The sequence below is a fragment of the Kitasatospora sp. NPDC088351 genome, from assembly GCF_040685575.1.
Classification (GTDB): Bacteria; Actinomycetota; Actinomycetes; order Streptomycetales; family Streptomycetaceae; genus Kitasatospora.
Genome location: NZ_JBFBIL010000010.1, coordinates 82647 through 103167, shown reverse-complemented (window position 1 = coordinate 103167; position 20521 = coordinate 82647). Strand labels below are relative to the sequence as shown.

19 protein-coding genes are annotated in these 20521 nt (G+C 71.1%); 8 read left to right on the top strand and 11 right to left on the bottom strand.

Annotated features, from left to right (window positions below; all coding sequences use genetic code 11):
- Positions 1–255 precede the first annotated feature (255 nt).
- The gene (locus AB0P06_RS10850) at positions 256–1536 is read left to right on the top strand and encodes a hypothetical protein (protein ID WP_363606721.1); all 1281 of its coding nucleotides are present in this window, start codon (positions 256–258) and stop codon (positions 1534–1536) included.
- Between the two features lie 99 nt (positions 1537–1635).
- On the opposite strand, the gene AB0P06_RS10845 is transcribed toward AB0P06_RS10850, so the two are convergent.
- The 6 genes from AB0P06_RS10845 to AB0P06_RS10820 all read right to left on the bottom strand — a co-directional run bounded on the left by AB0P06_RS10845 (position 1636) and on the right by AB0P06_RS10820 (position 7609).
- A complete protein-coding gene (locus tag AB0P06_RS10845) occupies positions 1636–2553 on the bottom strand; it encodes an alpha/beta hydrolase (protein WP_363606719.1) in 918 nt (305 codons plus the stop codon).
- On the bottom strand, positions 2550–3635 hold the full coding sequence (locus AB0P06_RS10840) for a branched-chain amino acid ABC transporter permease (RefSeq protein WP_363606718.1): 1086 nt from the start codon (positions 3633–3635) through the stop codon (positions 2550–2552). Before AB0P06_RS10840 ends, AB0P06_RS10845 begins: the two co-directional genes overlap by 4 nt.
- 167 nt (positions 3636–3802) lie before the next feature.
- Entirely contained in the window at positions 3803–4669 is an 867-nt protein-coding gene (locus AB0P06_RS10835) for a branched-chain amino acid ABC transporter permease (RefSeq protein ID WP_363606717.1), read from the bottom strand.
- The gene (locus tag AB0P06_RS10830; RefSeq protein ID WP_363606799.1) at positions 4669–5445 is read right to left on the bottom strand and encodes an ABC transporter ATP-binding protein; all 777 of its coding nucleotides are present in this window, start codon (positions 5443–5445) and stop codon (positions 4669–4671) included. Before AB0P06_RS10830 ends, AB0P06_RS10835 begins: the two co-directional genes overlap by 1 nt.
- Positions 5446–5549: 104 nt before the next feature.
- On the bottom strand, positions 5550–6302 hold the full coding sequence (locus AB0P06_RS10825) for an ABC transporter ATP-binding protein (RefSeq protein WP_363606715.1): 753 nt from the start codon (positions 6300–6302) through the stop codon (positions 5550–5552).
- Between the two features lie 29 nt (positions 6303–6331).
- The gene (locus AB0P06_RS10820; RefSeq protein WP_363606714.1) at positions 6332–7609 is read right to left on the bottom strand and encodes a substrate-binding domain-containing protein; all 1278 of its coding nucleotides are present in this window, start codon (positions 7607–7609) and stop codon (positions 6332–6334) included.
- 345 nt (positions 7610–7954) lie between these two features.
- Between AB0P06_RS10820 and AB0P06_RS10815 the strand changes: the two genes are divergently transcribed.
- From AB0P06_RS10815 to AB0P06_RS10800, 4 genes are all read left to right on the top strand, one after another.
- On the top strand, positions 7955–8716 hold the full coding sequence (locus tag AB0P06_RS10815; protein WP_363606713.1) for a CoA transferase subunit A: 762 nt from the start codon (positions 7955–7957) through the stop codon (positions 8714–8716).
- Between the two features lie 77 nt (positions 8717–8793).
- Entirely contained in the window at positions 8794–9441 is a 648-nt protein-coding gene (locus AB0P06_RS10810; RefSeq protein ID WP_363606797.1) for a 3-oxoacid CoA-transferase subunit B, read from the top strand.
- Positions 9442–10057: 616 nt separating this feature from the next.
- On the top strand, positions 10058–12100 hold the full coding sequence (locus tag AB0P06_RS10805; protein WP_363606712.1) for a glycosyltransferase family 2 protein: 2043 nt from the start codon (positions 10058–10060) through the stop codon (positions 12098–12100).
- 42 nt (positions 12101–12142) lie between these two features.
- A complete protein-coding gene (locus AB0P06_RS10800) occupies positions 12143–14074 on the top strand; it encodes a galactose oxidase-like domain-containing protein (protein ID WP_363606711.1) in 1932 nt (643 codons plus the stop codon).
- 54 nt (positions 14075–14128) lie between these two features.
- Here the strand turns inward: AB0P06_RS10800 and AB0P06_RS10795 are convergent, their stop codons facing one another.
- The 3 genes from AB0P06_RS10795 to AB0P06_RS10785 all read right to left on the bottom strand — a co-directional run bounded on the left by AB0P06_RS10795 (position 14129) and on the right by AB0P06_RS10785 (position 17217).
- Positions 14129–15067 (bottom strand): glycoside hydrolase family 6 protein, encoded by a 939-nt coding sequence (locus AB0P06_RS10795; RefSeq protein ID WP_363606710.1) that lies wholly within the window; start codon positions 15065–15067, stop codon positions 14129–14131.
- Positions 15068–15365: 298 nt separating this feature from the next.
- The gene (locus AB0P06_RS10790; protein ID WP_363606795.1) at positions 15366–16043 is read right to left on the bottom strand and encodes a uracil-DNA glycosylase; all 678 of its coding nucleotides are present in this window, start codon (positions 16041–16043) and stop codon (positions 15366–15368) included.
- Positions 16044–16437: 394 nt separating this feature from the next.
- Positions 16438–17217, bottom strand: coding sequence for an HAD-IIA family hydrolase (locus AB0P06_RS10785; protein WP_363606708.1), 780 nt, complete (start codon positions 17215–17217; stop codon positions 16438–16440).
- A 384-nt stretch (positions 17218–17601) separates the two neighbouring features.
- Here AB0P06_RS10785 and AB0P06_RS10780 point away from each other — a divergent pair, with 384 nt between their 5' ends.
- Together AB0P06_RS10780 and AB0P06_RS10775 are read left to right on the top strand one after the other, a co-directional pair.
- The gene (locus AB0P06_RS10780; RefSeq protein WP_363606706.1) at positions 17602–17877 is read left to right on the top strand and encodes a hypothetical protein; all 276 of its coding nucleotides are present in this window, start codon (positions 17602–17604) and stop codon (positions 17875–17877) included.
- Positions 17878–17956: 79 nt separating this feature from the next.
- A complete protein-coding gene (locus AB0P06_RS10775) occupies positions 17957–19066 on the top strand; it encodes a Gfo/Idh/MocA family oxidoreductase (RefSeq protein WP_363606705.1) in 1110 nt (369 codons plus the stop codon).
- Between the two features lie 245 nt (positions 19067–19311).
- Here AB0P06_RS10775 and AB0P06_RS10770 read toward each other — a convergent pair whose 3' ends face one another.
- A complete protein-coding gene (locus AB0P06_RS10770) occupies positions 19312–19734 on the bottom strand; it encodes a type II toxin-antitoxin system VapC family toxin (protein ID WP_363606704.1) in 423 nt (140 codons plus the stop codon).
- A complete protein-coding gene (locus tag AB0P06_RS10765; protein ID WP_363606703.1) occupies positions 19727–20011 on the bottom strand; it encodes a type II toxin-antitoxin system prevent-host-death family antitoxin in 285 nt (94 codons plus the stop codon). The genes AB0P06_RS10770 and AB0P06_RS10765 overlap by 8 nt, the downstream gene beginning before the upstream one ends.
- Before the next feature lie 197 nt (positions 20012–20208).
- Between AB0P06_RS10765 and AB0P06_RS10760 the strand changes: the two genes are divergently transcribed.
- On the top strand, positions 20209–20502 hold the full coding sequence (locus AB0P06_RS10760) for a DUF6412 domain-containing protein (protein WP_363606702.1): 294 nt from the start codon (positions 20209–20211) through the stop codon (positions 20500–20502).
- The last annotated feature ends 19 nt before the right edge of the window (positions 20503–20521 follow it).

Genomic DNA, 20521 nt, shown 5'->3' with positions numbered 1-20521 from the left:
GGGGGCTGGGGGCTCGGTGATCCGCCGCGGCGGCACGGGCCAGTGAGCGCAAAGCGTCACAGGACGGAAACAGAAGGCCGGTCTTCGCAGCCTATGTGGGCACGCTGCGCGTGTTGGCTGTCGACGGACCTCGGCACCTTGGTGACCCCTGAGTCCGCGTGACATGCTAACGGCGGAATATTCATCAATTGCCCGATTTGACCGGTGTGGCCCTCCGCCACCCTCGCCACCCGGCCAGGGCATCCAGGGGAGACCATGACCAGCATCTCTCGAAGGACCGTGCTCAGTGCCACCGCTGCGACTGCGGCTCTCGGGGCGGTCGCGGCGTGTTCCAGCAGCGGATCGAGTCCTGGCTCCACCACCTCCTCCCCTGTTTCCGGCAGCAGTAGCGGCAACGGGCGGACGGGAACCGGAGATCCCGCCAAGGGCGTGCCGCCCAAGGGGACGCCCATCGGTGATGGTTCCAACGCCGACACCGGCCCCCAGCCGAACCAGCCCAAGGCCGAGAAGCTCAAGCCCGGTGAGCGACCGCCGCAGTTCGTGGTGTTCTCCTGGGACGGCGCCGGTGGCACGGAGGACGGCCAGTTCCCCCGCTTCCTCAAGCTGGCCGAGGAGCACAAGGCCTCGATGACGTTCTTCCTCTCCGGGATCTACGCCCTCCCGAAGGGCAAGGCCGACCTCTACCACCCGCCGAAGCACTCGGTCGGCGCGTCCGACATCCCGTACCTCTCGGACGGCGCGGTCAAGAGCACGCTCAAGCTCATCAGCCAGGCCTGGCTGGCCGGCCACGAGATCGGCACCCACTTCAACGGGCATTTCTGCTCGACCCGTTCGGACGGCAACGGGGTCAACAAGTGGACGTCCGAGGACTGGCAGAGCGAGATAGACCAGGCGATCTCGTTTGTGACCCAGTGGCGGACCAACACCGGTTTCACCGACGTCGATCCGCTTCCCTTCGACTACAAGAAGGAGCTCATCGGCGGGCGAACCCCTTGCCTCGAAGGGCAGAAGGCCCTGCTGCCGACCGCGGCGAAGATGGGGTGGAAGTACGACGCCAGCTCTTCCGGCGGCCTGCAGATCTGGCCGCAGAAGGTGCAGGACGGCAAGGTCTGGGACTTCCCGCTGCAGAGCATCCCGTTCCCCGGGCACACCTTCCAGGTGCTGTCGATGGACTACAACATCCTGGCGAACCAGTCGGCCGGCAGCACCAAGGGTGACCCGGGCAAGTACAACGACTGGCGCAGCCAGGCCAGGGACGCCTACCTGGCCGGGTTCGACCGCACCTACAACAGCAACCGCGCGCCGTTCTTCATCGGCAACCACTTCGAGCAGTGGAACGGCGGGATCTACATGGACGCCGTCGAGGAGACTCTCAAGACGATCGCGGGCAAACCGGAGGTCCGGCTGGTGTCGTTCCGGCAGCTGGTCGACTGGCTGGAGGCCCAGGACCAGTCGACCCTCCGCAAGCTGCGCACGCTGAACGTTGGGCAGGCGCCCACCGGCGGGTGGGAGACCTTCCTGGGTACGGCCGGCTGAAACCCGGACGACCGCAGGGACAGCGGCCGGCGAGGGTGCTGCTGGGGTGCCGGACCGGTCGGCGGTCCGGCACCCCACCGGCCGACCCGGCCAGGTCTGTTACCCGATGGAAGGCCCGGCCGGGCCGGCCCCGAGGAGGCGCTGCACCACGGCCTCGGCCCCGGCTCGGCCCCAGAGAATCGAGTAGTGATTGGTGTCCGGTACGAGCTCGGCCGCCACCACACGGGCCGGATCCAGTCCGGCCATCGCTATCCGCTTGCCGTCGTAGAGGGCCTGCGACTCGTCGAGCAGGCCGCGTTCCGCCCAGAGCAGTTCACCCGTGCACGGCAGCCGGTGCACGGCGGCGGCCGCCTCCTGGTCGAGCAGGACCTGGGCCCCGTCGACCTGAACGGCCTCCAGCACACAGGAGGAACGCAGCTCGGGTGCGGTTCCGATGAGATCGCGCTGGGTGTAGGCGTCGATCTCGTCCGACCAGTCGGCGCCGAAGGCCGGGTGCTGCTGCCAGAACGCGCGGTAGGCCTGACGGTCCGGGAAGGTCATCGAAAGCCGCGCCAGCGCCGGGCCGAGCACCGCGGCCAGAACGTCCTCCTCCCGGACGCCCTCCGGCAGGGGGAAGGTCACCGCGCCGTCGACCAGCACCACCCGGCTGACGAGGTCCGGATGCCGCACCGCCGTCAGGGCTGTGACCCAGGCACCCATGGAGTGCCCCACCACGACGGTGGGACCCAGGTCGAGCGCCGTGATCAGCGCGGCCACGTCATCCGCGTGCCGGGCCAGACCGTACGGTCCGCTCACGGTGTGGCTGGCTCCGCGTCCGCGCAGGTCGGGCGCGAGCAGGGTGGCCCGGCCGGCGAGCCGGCGGGCGACCTCGAACCAGGCGAGGCCGTTGGCGGTGATGCCGTGCACCGCCACGATGGTCGGGGCCCCCGGGTCGGTGGCGGGCCAGCGAAGGACGGCCAGGTCCCCTCCTGGGACCGGCACCGTCAACTCCTCGGGGTGCAGCGGTGACTGGCTCACGCGGGGCTACCTCCTGTGGGACGGGCGCTGCGGGCACCGACAGAGGGCCGGGCCGAGCGGGCGGAACGGGCGGCTCGAATGCGGGCAGGAAGTCTAGCCAGGCCGCCGGGCAGCAGGTAGACCACGGCGACGAAGAGGCCGCCCAGGAGGAAGAGCGGCTGGGAGAGCGGGACCCGCAGGACCGCCGGCAGGTCGGCGATCGTCTCGGAGTTGGCGAGGTCCCCGAGTCGGTGACCGGACCAGGTGTAGATGACGCCACCCAGCAAGGGACCCCAGCGCGTGCCGGATCCGCCGAGGACGACCATGACGAGGAGCGAGAGCGTGGCGTCGGAAGTGGCGGCCTGCGGGGTGGCGCCGCCGGTCAGCAGGAGGTAGACCACCCCACCCACGGCGGCCAGGGCGCCGGCGAGGACGAACGCGATCAACTTGTACCCGTAAGGCCGGAGTCCGAGCACCTCAACCCGGCGCTCGTTCTCCTTGATGCCCTCCCAGACCCGGCCGAGAGGCGAGCTGACGGCCCAGTGGACGGCGGCCAGGGTCAGCACCAGGTAGGCGACGGCGATCCAGTAGAGGTTGGCGGTGTTCTCGATGCCCAGGAACGCGGACGGCAGTTGGTCGGCCGGCGCGGACCGCCCTTCCTCGCCACCGGTGACGCCACCGGGGTTGCGCTGGACGAGGATCGAACCGGCCTGCGCGAAGGCCAGTGTGACCATGGAGAACCCGATGCCGGTGACGCGGAGGCTGACCGAGCCGAGCAGCAGGGCCAGCGCGACGGCACAGGCGACACCGAAGAGGGCGGCCGCGGCGAAGGGCAGTTGGAGCTCCAGCATGCCCAGGTTGGTGGCATAGAGGCCGGTCGCGAAGTAGAGCGCGTGGCCGAAGGAGAGCAGCCCGGTACGGCCGAGCAGGAGGTCGTAGCCGGTGGCGAGGGCCCCGTAGAGCAGGCACAGGGCGATGAGTTGGAGACTTCCGGGGCTGCCGAGCGGGCCGTCGAGCAGTCCCGGAACGGGAAGCGCACTATAGGGGGCGACAAGGAGCACGATCAGCAGAGCGATCGGCCACCAGCGTAGCGCTCGGTGCACCGGTGTCGAGCGCTCAGTGACTGATTCACCTGTTCGAGGGATAGCGCGGCCCTCGCTCACTCGTCCAGAATGTGTCTCGGCAGGGCTGGTGACAGTCCCCCCTGCCGGAGTGGCGGCGGTGCGGTCGGCCGCGGCGCCACCGGTGCTCGTGATCGGGGTGTTGGCGCTCACGCGAGCCTCCCGGTGAGTCCGCGGGGTCGTACGAGAAGCAGTACGGCCAGCAGGACGACGACCGACAGGTCGCCCAGTCCCGCAGCGGTGTAGTAGTTGGCGAACTGCTGGACGAGACCGACACATACCGAGGCGACGGCGGCTCCGGTGACGGAGCCCATGCCGCCCATCACGACGACGACGAAGGCGAAGATGAGCAGGCTGGTTCCCTGGCCGGGGTTGACCGAACCGAAGTAGAGGCCGCCGAGCGCGCCGCCGAGGGCGGCGGCCGCCCCACCGATGGCGAAGACGAGGGTGAACGCCTTCCGGACGTCGATGCCGAGCGCGGTGACCATCGCCCGGTCCTCGACGCCGGCCCGGACGATCAGCCCGTAGCGGGTCCGGGCGAGGAACAACCGAAGAGCGAGCAGCAGCAACGCGGCCGCGGCCACGAGGACGAAGCGGTTGACCGGGACGGTCGCACCGAGCACGTGCCAGGTGCCGGAGAGCAGGGCCGGTTGCGGGAAGGGGCGGGCGTCAGCGCCCCAGATGCCCATCAGGAGAGCGGGGACGGCCAGCCCGACACCGACGGTGGCAAGGATCTGGTCGCGTGGGCGGCTGTAGAGCGGCCGGATCAGAAAGAGTTCCAGCAGGACGGCGGCGGCCGTACCGACCAGCGTGCCGAACGGCACGGCGAGCCAGAAGGCGAAGCCGGCCTCTGTCCCGGCCCACCAGGTGGCATAGGCGCCGATGGAGAGCAGAGCGCCGTGCGCGAAGTTGAGCACGTCCATCAACCCGAAGATCAGTGAGAGACCGGAGGCCACCAGGAAGTACAGCGCACCCAGACCAAGTCCAGTGCAGGTAAGGAGGACGACGGTGTCCATCAGGGGTTCACCTCCGTGGTGACAACAGGAGCGGCCGGGGCCCGCCCGGCCGCCGCAGGGCCGGGCCGCGAGGCGGCCGAGAGGGGTCTGGCGCCCGGGCGGTGGCTGCCGACGCCCAGCAGGCGGCGGGCGGCCTCTTCGTCGGCCAACAGTTCGGCAGTGTCGCCCTGGTGGGCAGTTCGCCCGTCGGCCAGGACAGCGCAGGTGCCAGCCAGACGGCGGACGAGCGCGAGGTTCTGCTCGACCAGGAGAACGGGCACGGCCTCGGCCGCTCGCGCCAGGACATCGGCAACCTCGGCAACGATCTTCGGCGCCAGGCCCTTGGTGGGCTCGTCGGCGATGATCAGCCGGTTGCGGTTGAGCAGCGTTCGGCCGATGGCCACCATCTGCTGCTGACCGCCGGAGAGCGTCCCGGCCAACTGGCCGGACCGCTGCTTGAGTTCGGGGAACAGCTCATGGACGAGCTGGTAGGCCGGTTCGCCGTTCCGGTCGCGCTCGGCGAGGCGAAGGTTCTCGGCGACCGTCAGACCGGCGAAGATCCCCCGGTCCTCAGGGGCGTACCCGATGCCCTGACGGGCCACGATATGTGTTGGCAGAGAGGAGAGTTCAGTCCCGGAGAAGAGAACACTGCCGGTGCGCGGCACAAGGCCCATGACGGCCTTGACCGTGGTGGTCTTGCCGGCGCCGTTGCGACCCAGAAGGGCTGTGACCCCGGTCGGCGCCACGTCGACGTCGACCCCGTGAAGGATGTGCAGCCCATCGATGACGACCCGCAGGCCACGGACGGAGAGGAGAGCCCGGGAAGCAGAGTCCGCAGATACAGGGCAGGAGGAGACAGCGGAGGAACCCGAGGAGGAGGAGGCACGGAGCGGAGAGTCGGTCACAGCGCCTCCCCCAGGTAGGCCTGTTGCACGGTGGCGTCGGCCATCACTGCCTCGGGAGTGTCCAGTGCGAGCAGCGTGCCGTGGTGCATCACGGCAAGGCGGTCGGCCAGGTCGAGCAGGACGTCCATGTGATGCTCCACCATCAGTACGGTGCGGCCGAGATCGCGGTGCACGGAGCGGATCAGTTCGGTGAGCGCCGGTACCTCCTCGGCGCTGACGCCGGCCATCGGTTCGTCCAGCAGGATGAGCCGGGGGTCGGACACCAGCAGGACGGCGAGTTCGAGCTTCCGCTTCTCGCCGTGCGAAAGCGCACTCGCCAAGGTGTCTGCCCGATGGGTGAGTTCGGTGCGCTCCAGGGTGTCGGCCACCTGGGTCGGGTAGCGGTCGGCCCGACGCCAGAGCCGGTAGGAGGCACGCGGTCCGGCTGCGGCCTGGGCGGCCAGGCGGACGTGGTCGGCCACCGTCATCCCCGGCCAGAGAGAGGAGGTCTGAAAGGTACGGCCGAGCCCGCGGCGCGCCCTGGCGTGGACGGCTTCGGCGGTGATGTCGGCGCCGTCGAGTTCGAGACTGCCGTGGCTCGCCGGGTAGATGCCGGAGATCAGGTTGAAGAGGGAGGTCTTTCCAGCACCATTGGGTCCGATGAAGGCGACGAACTCGCCTTCCCCGACCGAGAACGAGACGTCCTCGACGATCGGCACCCCTCGGACGGACCAGCCGAGGCCGTTCAGTCGCAGGACCGGTGGGGCCATGGTGGACGAAGCAGGACCGGGCATGTCGATCAGCCCGCCATCGGAGTGACCGGGGGCGCCGCCTCGTCCGCGGTCAGCGTCTTCTCCACGGAGGGCTTGGCAGCCGCCCCGCTGCCCGTCAACCGGACCTGGAACATCGGCTGGAGGAGGGCGTGGTCCTCTGCGCGCACCGTGGTCGGGCCCTTCACCCCGTCGAAGCTCCAGCCCTCCAGCGCCTTCACCAGAGCAGAAGTATCGTCGGTGGATCCGTGGTTGGCCTCGACCGCGTGCACGATCATCTGGGCGGCGGTAAAGCCGTCGGGGGTGAAGATGTCCGACTTGCCACCGCCGGCGGTCACGGCATCGTCCATGGCCTTCTCCACCGGGGTACCGGCGGCTCCACCGAAGTAGTGGTTCAGAAAGGAGATCTTCTCGCTGGCCGGGCCGAAGAGCGGGTAGGAGGCGGCGAGGTCGAGACCGGTGACGACCTTGGTGTCGGCGAACACGTCCTGCTGGTTCAGCGCCGTCCAGAGGGCCGAGGAGGTGTCACCGGCCCAGGCGACGAACAGCAGGTCGGGCTTGGCGGTCTTGGCCTGGGTGGCGAACGGGGTCAGGTCGGTCGCGCTCGGCGGGGCGAGCACCGAGTCGACCGTGGCGCCCTGGGTACCGAGCACGGCCTTGACGGCGGCCACGTTGGCCTGCCCGAACGCGTTGTCCTGAGCGAGCACGGCGACCTTCTTGCCCTTGGCGTCGCCGATGAACGAGGCCGCGGTCTTGATGTCCTGGTAGGACTGGCGGCCGGAACGGAAGGTGTACTTGTTCAACCCGGTGACCTTGTCGGCGGCGGCCGGACCGCTGATGAAGAGCACCTTGTTCTGGGCGGCGATCGGGCCGACCTGAAGGGCCACGCCCGAGGCGGTGGAGCCGGCCAGGATCTTGTGGCCCTTGCCGATCAGGTCCTTTGCGGCCGACACCGCCTTGGCCGGGTCCCCGGCGTCGTCCTGCTCCTCGAACTCGATCTTGTGTCCGTCGACCGCGCCGGTGCCCTTGGTCGCGTAGTCCAGCCCCGCTTTGAAGCCCTCCAGGTACTGCTTGCCGTACGCGGCCAGCGGCCCGGTCTTGGAGTACACCAGGCCCACCTTGACCGGGCTCTTCGCGCCGCCTCCACCGTCCGCCGCGGTGGTACCGGCGGTGCCGGCCTTGGCGCAGCCGGCCGCGAGGAGGACACACGCCGCGGCGGCGACGAGCTTGCGCCCGGGGCCGGCGGTCACGGCCGCGCCCGCGAGGGTGCCGGAGGCGGTCCTGGTGAGGGCTGTCGAGCTGCGCATGGTGACCGACTCCTGAGGGTGCTGCGGGGGTGGATGCCGGAACCGTAGGTGTGCCATGAGAGCCGCGACATGTGCCCGGACGACGCATCAGGAGCCCAGGATGTGGTTCGGACCGCCATACCGCTGAACCAGAGCCCTGCCGTCGGCCACCGAGTGTGGATGTCCACCATGCATCCGCGCACATGGGTGGCGGCCACCGCCATGGCAGGGGCGGCCCGCGCCCGGTGACGGTGGTGGGGCTCGAACGGGACGCACGCGGGCATTCCGTCGCCCTCCGCCTGCACAGGCTCGCCCGCCTCCCCCGCCCCCACCCCTCTCCGCCCCTCCCCCTCATGAGGTGACCACTTGGACAAGGTCCTGGACTCCCCCGCCGACGCGGTCGGGGACATCCCCGACGGAGCCGTGCTGGCCGTCGGCGGGTTCGGCCTCTGCGGCATCCCCAGCACCCTGATCGGCGCCCTGGCGGCCGCCGGCACCACCGGCCTGCGGGTGGTCTCCAACAACTGTGGGGTGGACGACTGGGGGCTCGGCCTGCTGCTGCGGGCCGGGCGGATCGCACGGATGACGTCCTCCTATGTCGGCGAGAACAAGGAGTTCGCCCGGCAGTACCTCTCCGGCGAGCTGGAGGTGGAGCTGACGCCGCAGGGCACCCTGGCCGAGCGGTTGCGGGCCGGGGGTGCCGGTATCCCGGCCTTCTTCACCCCGGCGGGGGTCGGCACCCAGGTCGAGGAGGGCGGGCTGCCCTGGCGGTACGCGCCGGACGGTTCGGTGGCGCTGGCCTCGCCGCCCAAGGAGGTCCGGGAGTTCGGCGACCGACGGTACCTGCTGGAGGAGGCCATCACGGCCGACTTCGCCCTGGTCCGCGCCGAGGTGGCGGACCGCCACGGCAACTGCGTCTTCCACGCCGCCGCCCGCAACTTCAACCCGCTCTGCGCGGCGGCCGGCCGGATCACCCTGGTCGAGGCGGACCGGATCGTCGAGCCGGGCGAACTGGGCCCGGACGCCGTCCACCTGCCCGGGGTGTACGTCGACCGGGTGGTCGCCGCCGATCCCGAGGACCGCCGCATCGAGCGCCGGACCGTCCGCACCGCACTTCAGGAGGCCTGACCGCGATGTCGACCGAACTGTCCGCCGCGGTACCCGCCGCCGCGTCCGCACCCACACCTCCCCACCTGCCCACCCACATGTCCGCCGCGGTCGACCTGCGGAACGCGCTCGCCGCACGGGCCGCGCGGGAGCTGCGGGACGGGCAGTACGTCAATCTGGGAATCGGTCTGCCGACCCTGATCCCCAGTCACCTTCCGCCGGACGTCCATGTGGTGCTGCACTCGGAGAACGGAATCCTCGGCGTCGGCCCGTACCCGGTGGAGGGGACCGAGCATCCTGATCTGATCAACGCCGGAAAGGAAACGGTGACGGTCGCCGCCGGCGCCTCGTACTTCGACTCGACCTTCTCCTTCGGCATGATCCGAGCCGGCCGGATCGATGTCTCGGTGCTCGGCGCGATGCAGGTCTCGACCACCGGCGATCTGGCCAACTGGATGATCCCGGGCAAGATGGTCAAGGGCATGGGGGGTGCCATGGACCTGGTGCACGGCGCCCGGCGGCTGATCGTCGTCATGGAGCACACCGCGAAGGACGGATCGCCGAAGATCGTCGAGGAGCTCTCACTTCCCGCCACCGGGCGTGGAGTTGTCGACCGCATCGTCACCGAGCTGGCAGTCATCGATGTCACGCCCGCCGGGCTGCGCCTCGTGGAGATGGCCCCGGGGGTGGGGTTCGGCGAAGTTCAGGCGGCCACCGGCCCCACCCTCCTGTCGGCCGTCGGCTGAGAAACCGGCCGAACGGCAACCAGTCCCGCCACACCCAGCCCCACGACACCCAGCCCCACAGCAACCGGACACACCACCCCGGGAGCACTCGAAGACCCGACGGCCGGACCACCCCGTGCAGTGGTCCGGCCGTCGCATGTCTTTTCGAACTATCCAAAGCGACAAAGCCGTGAAGCGACCTGCGCACAAATCCATCTCAATAGCACCCCCCAATGATCGAATGGCCAAGAACCGTCATATCTTCACTCTTGCGCAATGATCATTTCTCAGATCGGTTGCGATCAGGCCGGGGCTCCGGGAGAGTTGGGCGCGTCGGGGATCCCGCACACCCGGAGGGGAGTCCGGGGCGGATCGGTTATCCCGCATTCGAAGCAGCCAAGCAGCCACATGTCAAAATCGGTCGTACACGTTTTAGTGATTGACGGCCCGGACACCGCCTGGACGCACCACGACTGTCCGGCGGTGTTCTGCTTCGAAAGCAAGGCTCCGGGGGGAGCGGTCAGTCGCGAGCGCGGCCCAAGTACGGTCGCAGCAACGGGACTACGGATCGCCCACCCCCGGTCGGAACACGCACGAACGGGCCGGTCCGCACGACCGGCCACGGGGGGAGCCACACATGATCAAGCTGTTCTCACGGCAGTCGGGCCCCGAGTCCTCGGCCGCTTCCACCATTGGCGCGGCCGCCGTCGACGACGAGCTGATCTCCATACCCGTCCCCGAAGCCCCGTACGACTACGCGCACTTCAGCCGCCTCGCCGGCCCGCCCGTCGCTCCGGAAGACCACCCCGACACCCACCCTGGCACGCACCCCGACACCCACGCCCACGCCTACGACTGCGCCTCCGTCTACGCCCACCCCCGCACCGCCACCGAGGCCGCCCCACAACCCCCCTACCGCGTCCAGTACCGCAGCTTGTTGAGGCGCGAGCCGCACCGGATCCGGGCGGCGCTGCTCCTGCTGGCCGCCCCGGTGGTCGAGGCCGTGCTGCTCGTCTGGCTGCTGCTGCCCGGGCACTGGCCGGTCCGGCCGGGCGAGACCCACTCCTGGTTACTGATCGGCGACAAGGTGATGATCGGAATCATCGCGGTCGTCGAAATGTTCCGGCTGGTCAACGTCGTCTCCAACACCCACGCCACCCTGGCCGCCCGCGACCCGGTGCCGGTCACGCCCGAGGCCGGCAGCCGGGTCGCGTTCATCACCACCTGTGTGCCGGGCAAGGAACCGCCGGAGATGGTGCGCACCACGCTCACCGCCGCGCTCGCCGTCCGGCACAACGGCCCGTACGACGTCTGGCTGCTCGACGAGGGAAACGATCCTGCCATGCGCGCACTCTGCGCGGAGCTGGGCGTACGGCACTTCAGCCGGCACGGGGTGGCGGGCTGGAACCAGCGCAAGGGCAGGTTTCGCGCCAAGACCAAGCACGGCAACTACAACAGCTGGCTCCAGGCCTACGGCGGCGGCTACGACTTCTGGGTCGCGGTCGACACCGACCACGTCCCGCTGCCCGAGTTCTGCGAGCGGATGCTCGGTTACTTCCGCGACCCGGACGTGGCCTTCGTCGTCGGCCCGCAGGTGTACGGCAACTACCGCAGCTCGGGTTCGGCGGTCACCAAGTTCTCGGAGAGCCAGCAGTTCCTCTTCCACGCGCTGATCCAGCGCGCGGGGAACCGTTACGGCGCACCGATGTTCGTCGGCACCAACAACGCCGTCCGGATCAGCGCCCTGCAGTCGATCGGCGGTCTGTACGACTCGATCACCGAGGACATGGCGACCGGCCTGGAGTTCCACCGCCGCCGCAACCCGGCCACCGGCGAGCGCTGGAAGTCCGTCTACACCCCGGACGTGCTGGCGGTCGGCGAGGGGCCGTCCTCCTGGACGGACTTCTTCTCCCAGCAGCTCCGCTGGAGCCGGGGCACCTACGAGACGCTCCTCACCCAGTACTGGCGCGCCGTCTGGGGGCTGTCGCCCGGTCGGCTGCTCAACTACACGCTGATGGTCTGCTTCTACCCGATGGCGGCGCTGACCTGGCTGCTCGGCGGCGTGTCCAGCGTGCTCTACCTGGGCTTCGGGGCCTCGGGCGTCCATGTGTCGTCCGAGATCTGGATGATGCTGTACAGCGACGCGGCCGCCCTCCAGGTGCTGCTCTACACCTGGAACCGCAAGCACAACGTGAGCCCGCACGAGCCGGCCGGGTCGTCCGGGGTGGCGGGCATGGTGATGTCGGCGGTGAGCGGGCCGATCTATGCAGCATCGTTTCTCCAAGCGGTGTTTCGCCTCCGCAGCCGTTTCGTGGTGACTCCGAAGGGCGGCTCGACCAGCCGCGACCGGGTGGCCACCTTTCGCATCCACCTGTTCTGGGTCCTGGTGTTCGGCGGCGCGGTCACCGCCTCCTTCTTCACCGGCCACGACCACATCGCGATGCGCACCTGGGCCTGCATCGCGCTGTTCCTCAGCCTGCTGCCGATGCTCGTCCTGGCCGCCGACGCGATCCGCCGACGCCGGGCCAGGCCGACGTCCACCCTCTCGGTCACCAGCGCCGGCACAAGCACCAGCACCACCCCCGCGACCGGCCCCACCTGCCGCACCAGCACCACCGACACCGCCAGCACCGGCCGCACCAGCGACACCGCGCCCACCGCACGGACCACCACCCACTGAGCCCGCACCACGAGGGGACGCACCACGAGAGGACGAACCACCGTGAAGATCCGCAACACCGGCCGCACCAAGCGCTTCGCCCTCGGCAGCACGGTAGCCCTGACCGTGGCCGGGATGAACGCGCCGGCCGTGCTCGGCTTCGCCAACGAGCAGTACCACCAGTACGTGATCAGCCAGCCCGGCTACAAGGCGGAGTACGGCCACTGGCAGACCGTCATCCTGCCCGCCGAGTTCCGGATCAACGCCATCCATGCCTCCCTGCTGCGCACCGGCAAGATCCTGATCATCGCCGGTTCCGGCAACAACCAGCGCAACTTCGATGCGGGCACCTTCAAGAGCCTGCTCTGGGACCCGGTCAAGAACACCTACAAGTCGGTCCCGACCCCGGCCGACATGTTCTGCGGCGGCCACACCGCGCTGCCCGACGGCCGGCTTCTGGTGGCCGGCGGCACGCTGCGCTACGAGGCACTGGACGGCACGGTGAAGAAGGCGGCCGGCACCATGCGGGTGCGCAACGAGAACCCGGACGCCGCCCGGACGTTCCCCAAGGGCACCGTGTTCACGGGCCCGAACGGGCGCGAGTACGTGTCCACCGCCGAGGTGACCGTCCCGGCGGCGGTGAAGACCGGCGCCGGTGACCGGACCGTCGTCAAGGCCGGCGAACAGCACGTGTTCGTGGAGGCGGTGGCGCAGGGCGCGGCGTACGTCGACAACTCCCCCGCCCAGTACACCATCAAGGGCCTGAGCGGTGCCGAGGCGCGGAACCTCTACGGCATGAGCGACCGCATGACGCTGGAGAAGCAGGACTTCCAGGGCATCCGCTCCGCCTTCGAGTTCAACCCGGACACCGAGATGTACGAGCAGGTCACCGACATGGCGTACGCGCGGTGGTACCCGACGCTCACCGGGCTGGGCGACGGCCGGGTGGTGACCGTCTCGGGGCTGGACGACACCGGGCAGATCCTCAGCGGCAACGACAACGAGATCTACGACCCGGCCGCCAAGACCTGGTCCAAGGCGCCGGACCGCTACTTTCCGACGTACCCGTCGATCTTCCTCACCGCCTCCGGCAAGCTCTTCTACTCCGGTTCCAACGCGGGCTACGGCCCGGCGGACAAGGGCCGCGTGCCCGGGCTGTGGGACCTGAAGGACAACAGCTTCCAGCCGGTCCCAGGGCTGCGGGATCCCAGCCTCACCGAGACCTCCTCCTCGGTGCTGCTGCCGCCCGCGCAGGCGCAGAAGGTGATGGTGCTCGGCGGCGGGGGCGTCGGCGAGTCACCGCTCTCCACCGCCCGCACGGACATCGCCGACCTCACCGCCGCGAAGCCGGCCTTCACCCCGGGCCCGGACCTGCCGGCGGGCGGCACCCGCTACCTGAACAGCGTGATCCTGCCGGACGACACCGTGTTCACCACCGGCGGTTCCAGCGACTACCGGGGCAAGCACCACAGCGACCTGCTCAAGGCGCAGGTCTACCACCCGGACACCAACCGGTTCACCACCGCCGCCGAGCCCACGGTCGGACGGAACTACCACTCGGAGGCGCTGCTGCTGCCCGACGGCCGGGTGGTCGTCCTCGGTTCCGACCCGCTCTTCGCGGACAAGGCCGACACCGTGCCGGGGACCTTCGAGCAGCGCATCGAGATCTACACCCCGCCGTACCTGTTCCACGGCGAGCGCCCGCAGCTGACCGCCGCCCCGGCCACCGCGAAGCTCGGCGACACCGTCACGGTGAACACCGCGGCACCGAACGGCGTCGCCACCGCCAAGCTGATCCGGCCGAGTTCGGTCACCCACGCGACCGATGTCGAGCAGCGCTCGGTGGCACTGGACATCACCGGGCGATCGGCCGCCGGCGTCTCGCTCACCCTGCCCGCCAACCCCAACCTGCTGCCGCCCGGCTGGTACATGCTGTTCGTGACGGACGGCGCCGGGACGCCGTCGGTCGCGCGCTGGATCCAGGTGACGGCCTGAACCACCGGTCGGCCCCGACGAACCACGACCCCAACAGCCCCCGACTGCCCGGCCTCAGGCCGACGCCCGCGCCAGCCCCAGCGCGTACGGCAGCCAGAACTCGCCCGCCCGGGGCTCGCCGCGCCCGCACTCGCCGTCCGACTCCCCGGGGTTCTTGATCCAGAGATAGGCGTCGACGCCGGGCCTGCCGGTGTTGTTCGTGGGCGGCTCGCCGAGCGCGCGGCCGGGCGGATTGCACCAGGCCTCGCCGCTCAGCGGGCCGTTGCCGTTGCGGCTGGTGTCGATGACGAAGGGCTTGCCGCCGAGCGCCGCGGAGAGTCCGCCGCCGTACGCCACGTTCCGGCCGGTGTCGTAGAAGTTGGAGACGTTGACGGCGAAACCGTCCGCCACGCCGATACCGGACTTGCGCAGCGCCTCGGCCATCGCCGAAGGGTCCTGCGCCCAGCCGGGGTTGCCCGCGTCCAGATAGACCCGGACCTGCGGGCGCTTCTTCAGCTCCTGGACGGCGAAGGCCAGCAGTCCGTACCGCTCGGCGGAGACCTCGCTCCTGGCCCCGCCGCCGCAGGTGTCCAGGGTGTGCGCGATGGCGTCCGGCTCCAGCACGACCCACGCCTTGCGGTCGCCCAGCGCCTCCGCCAGTCCGGTGATCCAGGCCCGGTAGGCCGCGGCGTCGGCCGCGCCGCCGGCCGAGTAGAGGCCGCAGTCGCGGTGCGGGATGTTGTACGCGACGAAGACCGGGGTGCGGTCCGCCGCGGCGGCCCGCCGGCTCACGTTCTCGGCGATGCCGCCGGCCGCCTCGTCGCCGAGCCACTGGGACGAGGGCTGGGCGGCGATCTTCAGCAGGGCGTCGGCCTCCGCCGTCCGGCCCTGGCCGCGCAGGGCGACGAGCTGTTGGGCGGCGGAGGTCTGGTCGGAGACGTAGAAGGTCTGGCCGGGGAGCTGGGCGAGCCCGGCACCGGCCCCGCCCGTATCGGCACCCGTGGCCGCCGGCACGGGCGCCCCCTGCGTACGGCCGTTCGTTCCCCCGCTCGCGCCACCGGCCCTGCCCGCCACGCCCGAACTCCCGTCGGTGCAACCCGCGGTGCCCGCCATCAGCCCCAGCAGCGCCGCCCCCGCGGCCAACCGGAACCCCGCTCCTCGCCCTACCCGGCGCACGTACCGCCCCTCCCCAGACCTGGTCCGGCGACCTGGTCGGCCCCCAGCTTCGCACACCGGGCACCGGCCGACAGCCGTGGCCGGTGAACTGCCGGTGACGGCGGCGGGCGGACGAGGAGTCAGCTGACCAGCGGCGTCAGCCCTGCTTCAGGTTCGGGATCCGCCAGTCGAGCGGGTCGACGCCGAAGCCCGACAGCGCCTCGTTGATCTGCGAGAACGGGCGGCTGCCGAAGAACAGCTTGGCGGAGAGCGGCGACGGGTGCGCGCCCTGGACCACGACGTGCTTCTCGGTGTCGATCAGCGGCAGCTTCTTCTTGGCGTAGTTGCCCCAGAGCACGAAGACCACCGGCTCCTCGCGCGCGCTCACCGCCTTGATCACCGCGTCGGTGAACTTCTCCCAGCCCTTGGCCTTGTGCGAGTTGGCCTCGTGCGCGCGCACCGTGAGCACCGCGTTGAGCAGCAGCACACCCTGCTCGGCCCAGTGCATCAGGTAGCCGTTGTCCGGGGCCGGGATGCCGAGGTCGGCGTCCAGTTCCTTGAAGATGTTGCGCAGCGACGGCGGCGTCTTGGTGCCGGGCAGCACGGAGAAGCTCATGCCGTGGGCCTGGCCGTCGTCGTGGTACGGGTCCTGGCCGAGGACGAGCACCCGGACCTTCTCGTACGGCGTGGCCTCCAGCGCGGAGAACTCCTGCCCGCTCGGCGGGAAGACCTGGTGCTGCGCGCGCTCGGCCGCCACGAAGGCCGCCAGCTCGGCGAAGTACGGCTTCTCCGCCTCGGCGCCCAGCACCTCGCGCCAGGACTCGGGCAGCTCCAGCCCGGCCCCCGATCCCGCCTCGACCGCGTCCGCCTCGACCACGCCTGCCTCGACCGTGTCCGTCACGACATCAACCTCCCACCGGACGGCCGCTCACCGCGGCACCGCCCCGACCTCGGACGCGCCGCGGCCCTTGCGCCGCACGCCCTCTTCCACCCCGAACGCTACACAGCCCGACTGACACTCCACTCCGCCGGAGCCACATCCGTCCGGGCCACCGCACCCGCAGCAGCCGCGACCCCCACGTGACCCCGCCGCACTCGTCCGCCCTCCTCGGTGAACCCCACCGGGCACGCGAAACGGGCCCCACCCCGGCCGTCGGCCAGGGCAGGGCCCGGTGCAGCGGTGCAGCGGTACAGCGGTACAGCGGTACAGCGGTACAGCAATGCAACCGCTAGACCAGCTCGACCAGGTCCGCGATCGAGTTGACCACCCGGGTCGGCCGGTACGGGAAGCGCTCCACGTCGGCGGCCGCGGTGAGGCCGGTGAGCACCAGGATGGTCTCCATACCGGCCTCCATGCCCGCCACGATGTCGGTGTCCATCCGGTCGCCGATCATCACGGCGGTCTCCGAGTGGGCGCCGGCGGTGTTCAGCGCCTCGCGCATCATCAGCGGGTTGGGCTTGCCGACGAAGTACGGCTCGACGCCCGTCGCCTTGGTGATCAGCGCCGCGACCGAACCGGTGGCCGGCAGCACGCCCTCGGTGGACGGACCGGTCTCGTCCGGGTTGGTGCAGATGAAACGAGCCCCCTGGTTGATCAGGCGGATCGCCTTGGTGAGCGCCTCGAAGCTGTAGGTGCGGGTCTCGCCGAGGACGACGTAGTCCGGGTTGTTGTCGGTCAGCACGTAGCCGGCCTGGTACAGCGCGGTGGTGAGCCCCGCCTCGCCGATCACGTATGCGGTGCCGCCCGGGCGCTGGCCCTTGAGGAACTTCGCGGTGGCCAGGGCCGAGGTCCAGATGCACTCCTCCGGCACCTCCAGACCCATTCCGGCCAGGCGGGCGCTGAGGTCGCGCGGGGTGTAGATGGAGTTGTTGGTCAGCACCAGGAACGGCTTGCCGGACTCCCGCAGCCGACGCAGGAACTCCTCCGCGCCGGGGATCGGCGTGCCCTCGTGGATGAGGACCCCGTCCATGTCGGTCAGCCAGGACTCGATGGGCTTGCGGTCTGCCACGTGCGTGTCTCCCGAAGTCTTGCAACGTCTTGCGTTGGTCGTACGAAAACCGCGGCGCACCGCCGTCACCGCTGCGCCTCCCACCGGCCGGACCCTCCTCGGGACACCGGACCGCCGGGGGTATTGCTGGCTGCCCCAACGGGGCACAGCCTAATCCGCACACCTGCTCGACGGCAGCCGGTCCCGCCCACCGGAATACGCGTCCACCGCCGGCCGTCCACCCTGACCGGCCCGCCCCGGGCGCTCTCACCCCGACGACCCCGCACCTCAAGGAAGCCTTAAGCCACCCCTAATCCCACTGATCGCCCCTCAGCGCCTCGACCCCGCCCGGCTAGCGTGAGCGGCACCACCCTCACCCCGCTCCCGCCAAGGAGTCCTCCGGCCATGCCCGTGCGCCGTCTCCTCCCCGCCGTCGTCCGCCCGATCGCCGCCACCGGCCTCGCCGTCGCCCTCGCCGTCGGCGGCACGGTCGCCGCGCGATCCGCCCCCGTGGCCGCCTCGGCCGGCACCCCGGCCGCCGCCTCCGCGAACCTCGCCCGGACCGGTGCCGACCGTTCCCTCGGCATCCTCGCCTCGGTCGGCTCCGCCGTCCTGCTCACCGGCGCCACCATCGCCGTCATCCACCGCCAGCGCCGCGGCCGGGACGCCCGGGCCCGCTGAGCACCGGCCCCGCCGAAGGCGTCGCCGGGAACGCCCCGAAACCGGGGCCGACCGGGCGCCCCGTGATTGAGTGGAGCGCATGAGCCCCACGTCGCGCCCCCCGCTGCGTCCGTCCAGCCTGTCCGGTCCCTCCGGCCCGTTCCGCGTCGGCCTGATCGGTTACGGCCTGGCCGGCTCCGCCTTCCACGCCCCGCTGATCGCCAGCACTCCCGGGCTTCGGCTGGACGCGGTGGTCACCGCCAACCCCGACCGCCGTGCCCGACTGCACCGGGAGCACCCCGACGCCCGGGCCGTCGACACCCCCGAGCAGCTGCTCGCCGATCCGGACGCGCTCGACCTGGTCGTCATCGCCTCCCCGAACCGCACCCACGCCCCGCTGGCCCGGGCCGCGCTGCACGCCGGGCTGGCCACCGTGGTCGACAAGCCGCTGGCCGCCACCGCCACCGACGCGCTGGAGCTGTGCCGACTGGCCGAGTCGCAGGGCACCCTGCTCTCCGTCTTCCAGAACCGGCGCTGGGACGGCGACTTCCTCACCGCCCAGCGGCTGGTCCGCGAGGGCGCGCTCGGCCGGGTGCACCGCTTCGAGTCGCGCTTCGAGCGGTTCCGGCCCAAGCCCAAGCCCGGCTGGCGGGAGCTGGCCGACCCGGCCGAGGTCGGCGGCACCCTGTACGACCTGGGCAGCCACCTGGTCGACCAGGCGCTCACCCTGTTCGGGCCGGTCGAGACGGTGTACGCCGAGATCGACGTCCGCCGGGACGGCGCGGTGGTCGACGACGACGCCTTCCTCGCCCTCACCCACGCCTCCGGCACCCGCTCCCACCTGTGGACCAGCGCCATCACGCCGCTCGTCGGCCCCCGTCTGCGGGTGCTCGGCGACTCCGCCGGGTACGTCAAGTCCGGTATGGACCCGCAGGAGGCCGAGCTCCGCGCCGGCCGCCGGCCGGACGGCACCCATCCCTGGGGCACCGACCAGCCTGCCCACTACGGCACCCTCGGCACCGACGAGTCGGCCGCCTCGATCCCCACCGACCCGGGCGACTACCCGGCCTTCTACGCGGGCATCGCCGCCGCCCTGGCCTCCCCCGGTACCCCGCCCCCGGTCGACCCGCACGACGCCGTCGCCACCCTCGCCGTGCTGGAGGCGGCCCGCGCCGCGGCCGCCACGGGGACGACCGTCCGGCTCGACTGACCGGCCGGACCGACCGGTTGGACCGACCGGTTGGACCGCCCCACTGAACGGACCAGCCACGAGCGGAAACGTTCTGCCCGCCGAGAAGAACCTCGGCGGGCAGAAAGCCCGCACCAACAAAACGGGTCAGGCGGCCCGCGCCACCCAGCGCTGATTGTCGCCGCCGTTCTTCCACCACGACTGCGCCGGGGCACCCGGGGTGGTGCTGTAGCCGCCGATCTCCAGCACCCTGGCAGCCACCCCGCCTAAACGCCGATGATCTCGACCGCCGAGCCGAGCCCCCGGAAGTCCGCCACGTTGCGGGTGTACAGCGGCAGCCCATGGGCCGAGGCCACCGCGGCGATCATCAGATCGATCCGGCGCGGGCGCGGCTGCCGCCCGGCGGCGATGGTCAGGGTGACGAGGGTCCCGTAGCGGGCGGCGGCGGCCGCGTCGAACGGCAGCGGGTCGAAGTCGGCCATCGCCGCCCCCAGCACCTCCAGCCGTGCCGCCCGGCTGACCGCGTCCCGCGCCATCGAGACGCCCTGCTGCAGTTCGGCGAAGGTGATCGCGGTCAGTTCGGGGACGGCCGGCAGCTCCGCCGGGTTGAGCAGCGCCAGGTCGATGTAGACGCAGGTGTCCAGCACCCCGGCCGGCCGCCGCCGGGGCGCCCTGCGCCGCTCAGCCACGCGGCCGCTCGAAGGGGTCGTCGCCCTCGTCCCCGACCAGTTCCTCGGGCCCGAAGTACTCCTCGGCCTCCTTGCGCATCTGCTGGTAGTCGACCCGCGGCAGCTTCACGTGCCGCGCCACCAGCTCCTCCGCCGTGAGCCGTCGCCGCCCCTGCACCGGCCGCAGCTCGGCGACCTCGACCCCGTTCCTGGTGATGTGGAAGGTCTCCCCCGCCTCGACGGCGTCCATCACCGCGGCGGAGTTGTTCCGGAACTCCCGCTGGGTAATCACCTTCATCTGTCCACGGTAGCCCCGTGTAGCGCCCCTGGCTACGGCGCGCGCGACGGCCTCGCACGCCCTCGCACGCCCTCCCGCTCCGGGCCCTGTGCCCGGGAACCCGGCAGGCCGTACGATCGTCGTCAACGTCTGACACCCGCCGGTCGGAGCACACCGGTCGAGGCACACCGGCGCCGGAGAAACGAGGAGGAGCACCCATGTCCGTGGTCGCGGTGCTCCTCGGGCTGCTCCGGGTGCTGACCGGCGAGCTGCTCACCGAAGGCGGCACGCTGACCTCGGTGGCCGCCGCCGCGGCCGTGGTGCTGCTGGCCGGGGCGGCCGCGGGCACGCTGGCCGCCGCCCGGCTGCTGGGCGCGCGGGCGCCGGCCGCCGTACGGGACGGGACGCTGCGCCGACGCGCGTTCCGGACCGCCTTCCTTCCGCAGCGCGATCCGGACGCCCGGGGCAGGCGACGCCCCAGGGCACCGGGGGCGGCCCCGGCGGCCGCGTAACCCCTCGTCTTCCCACCGC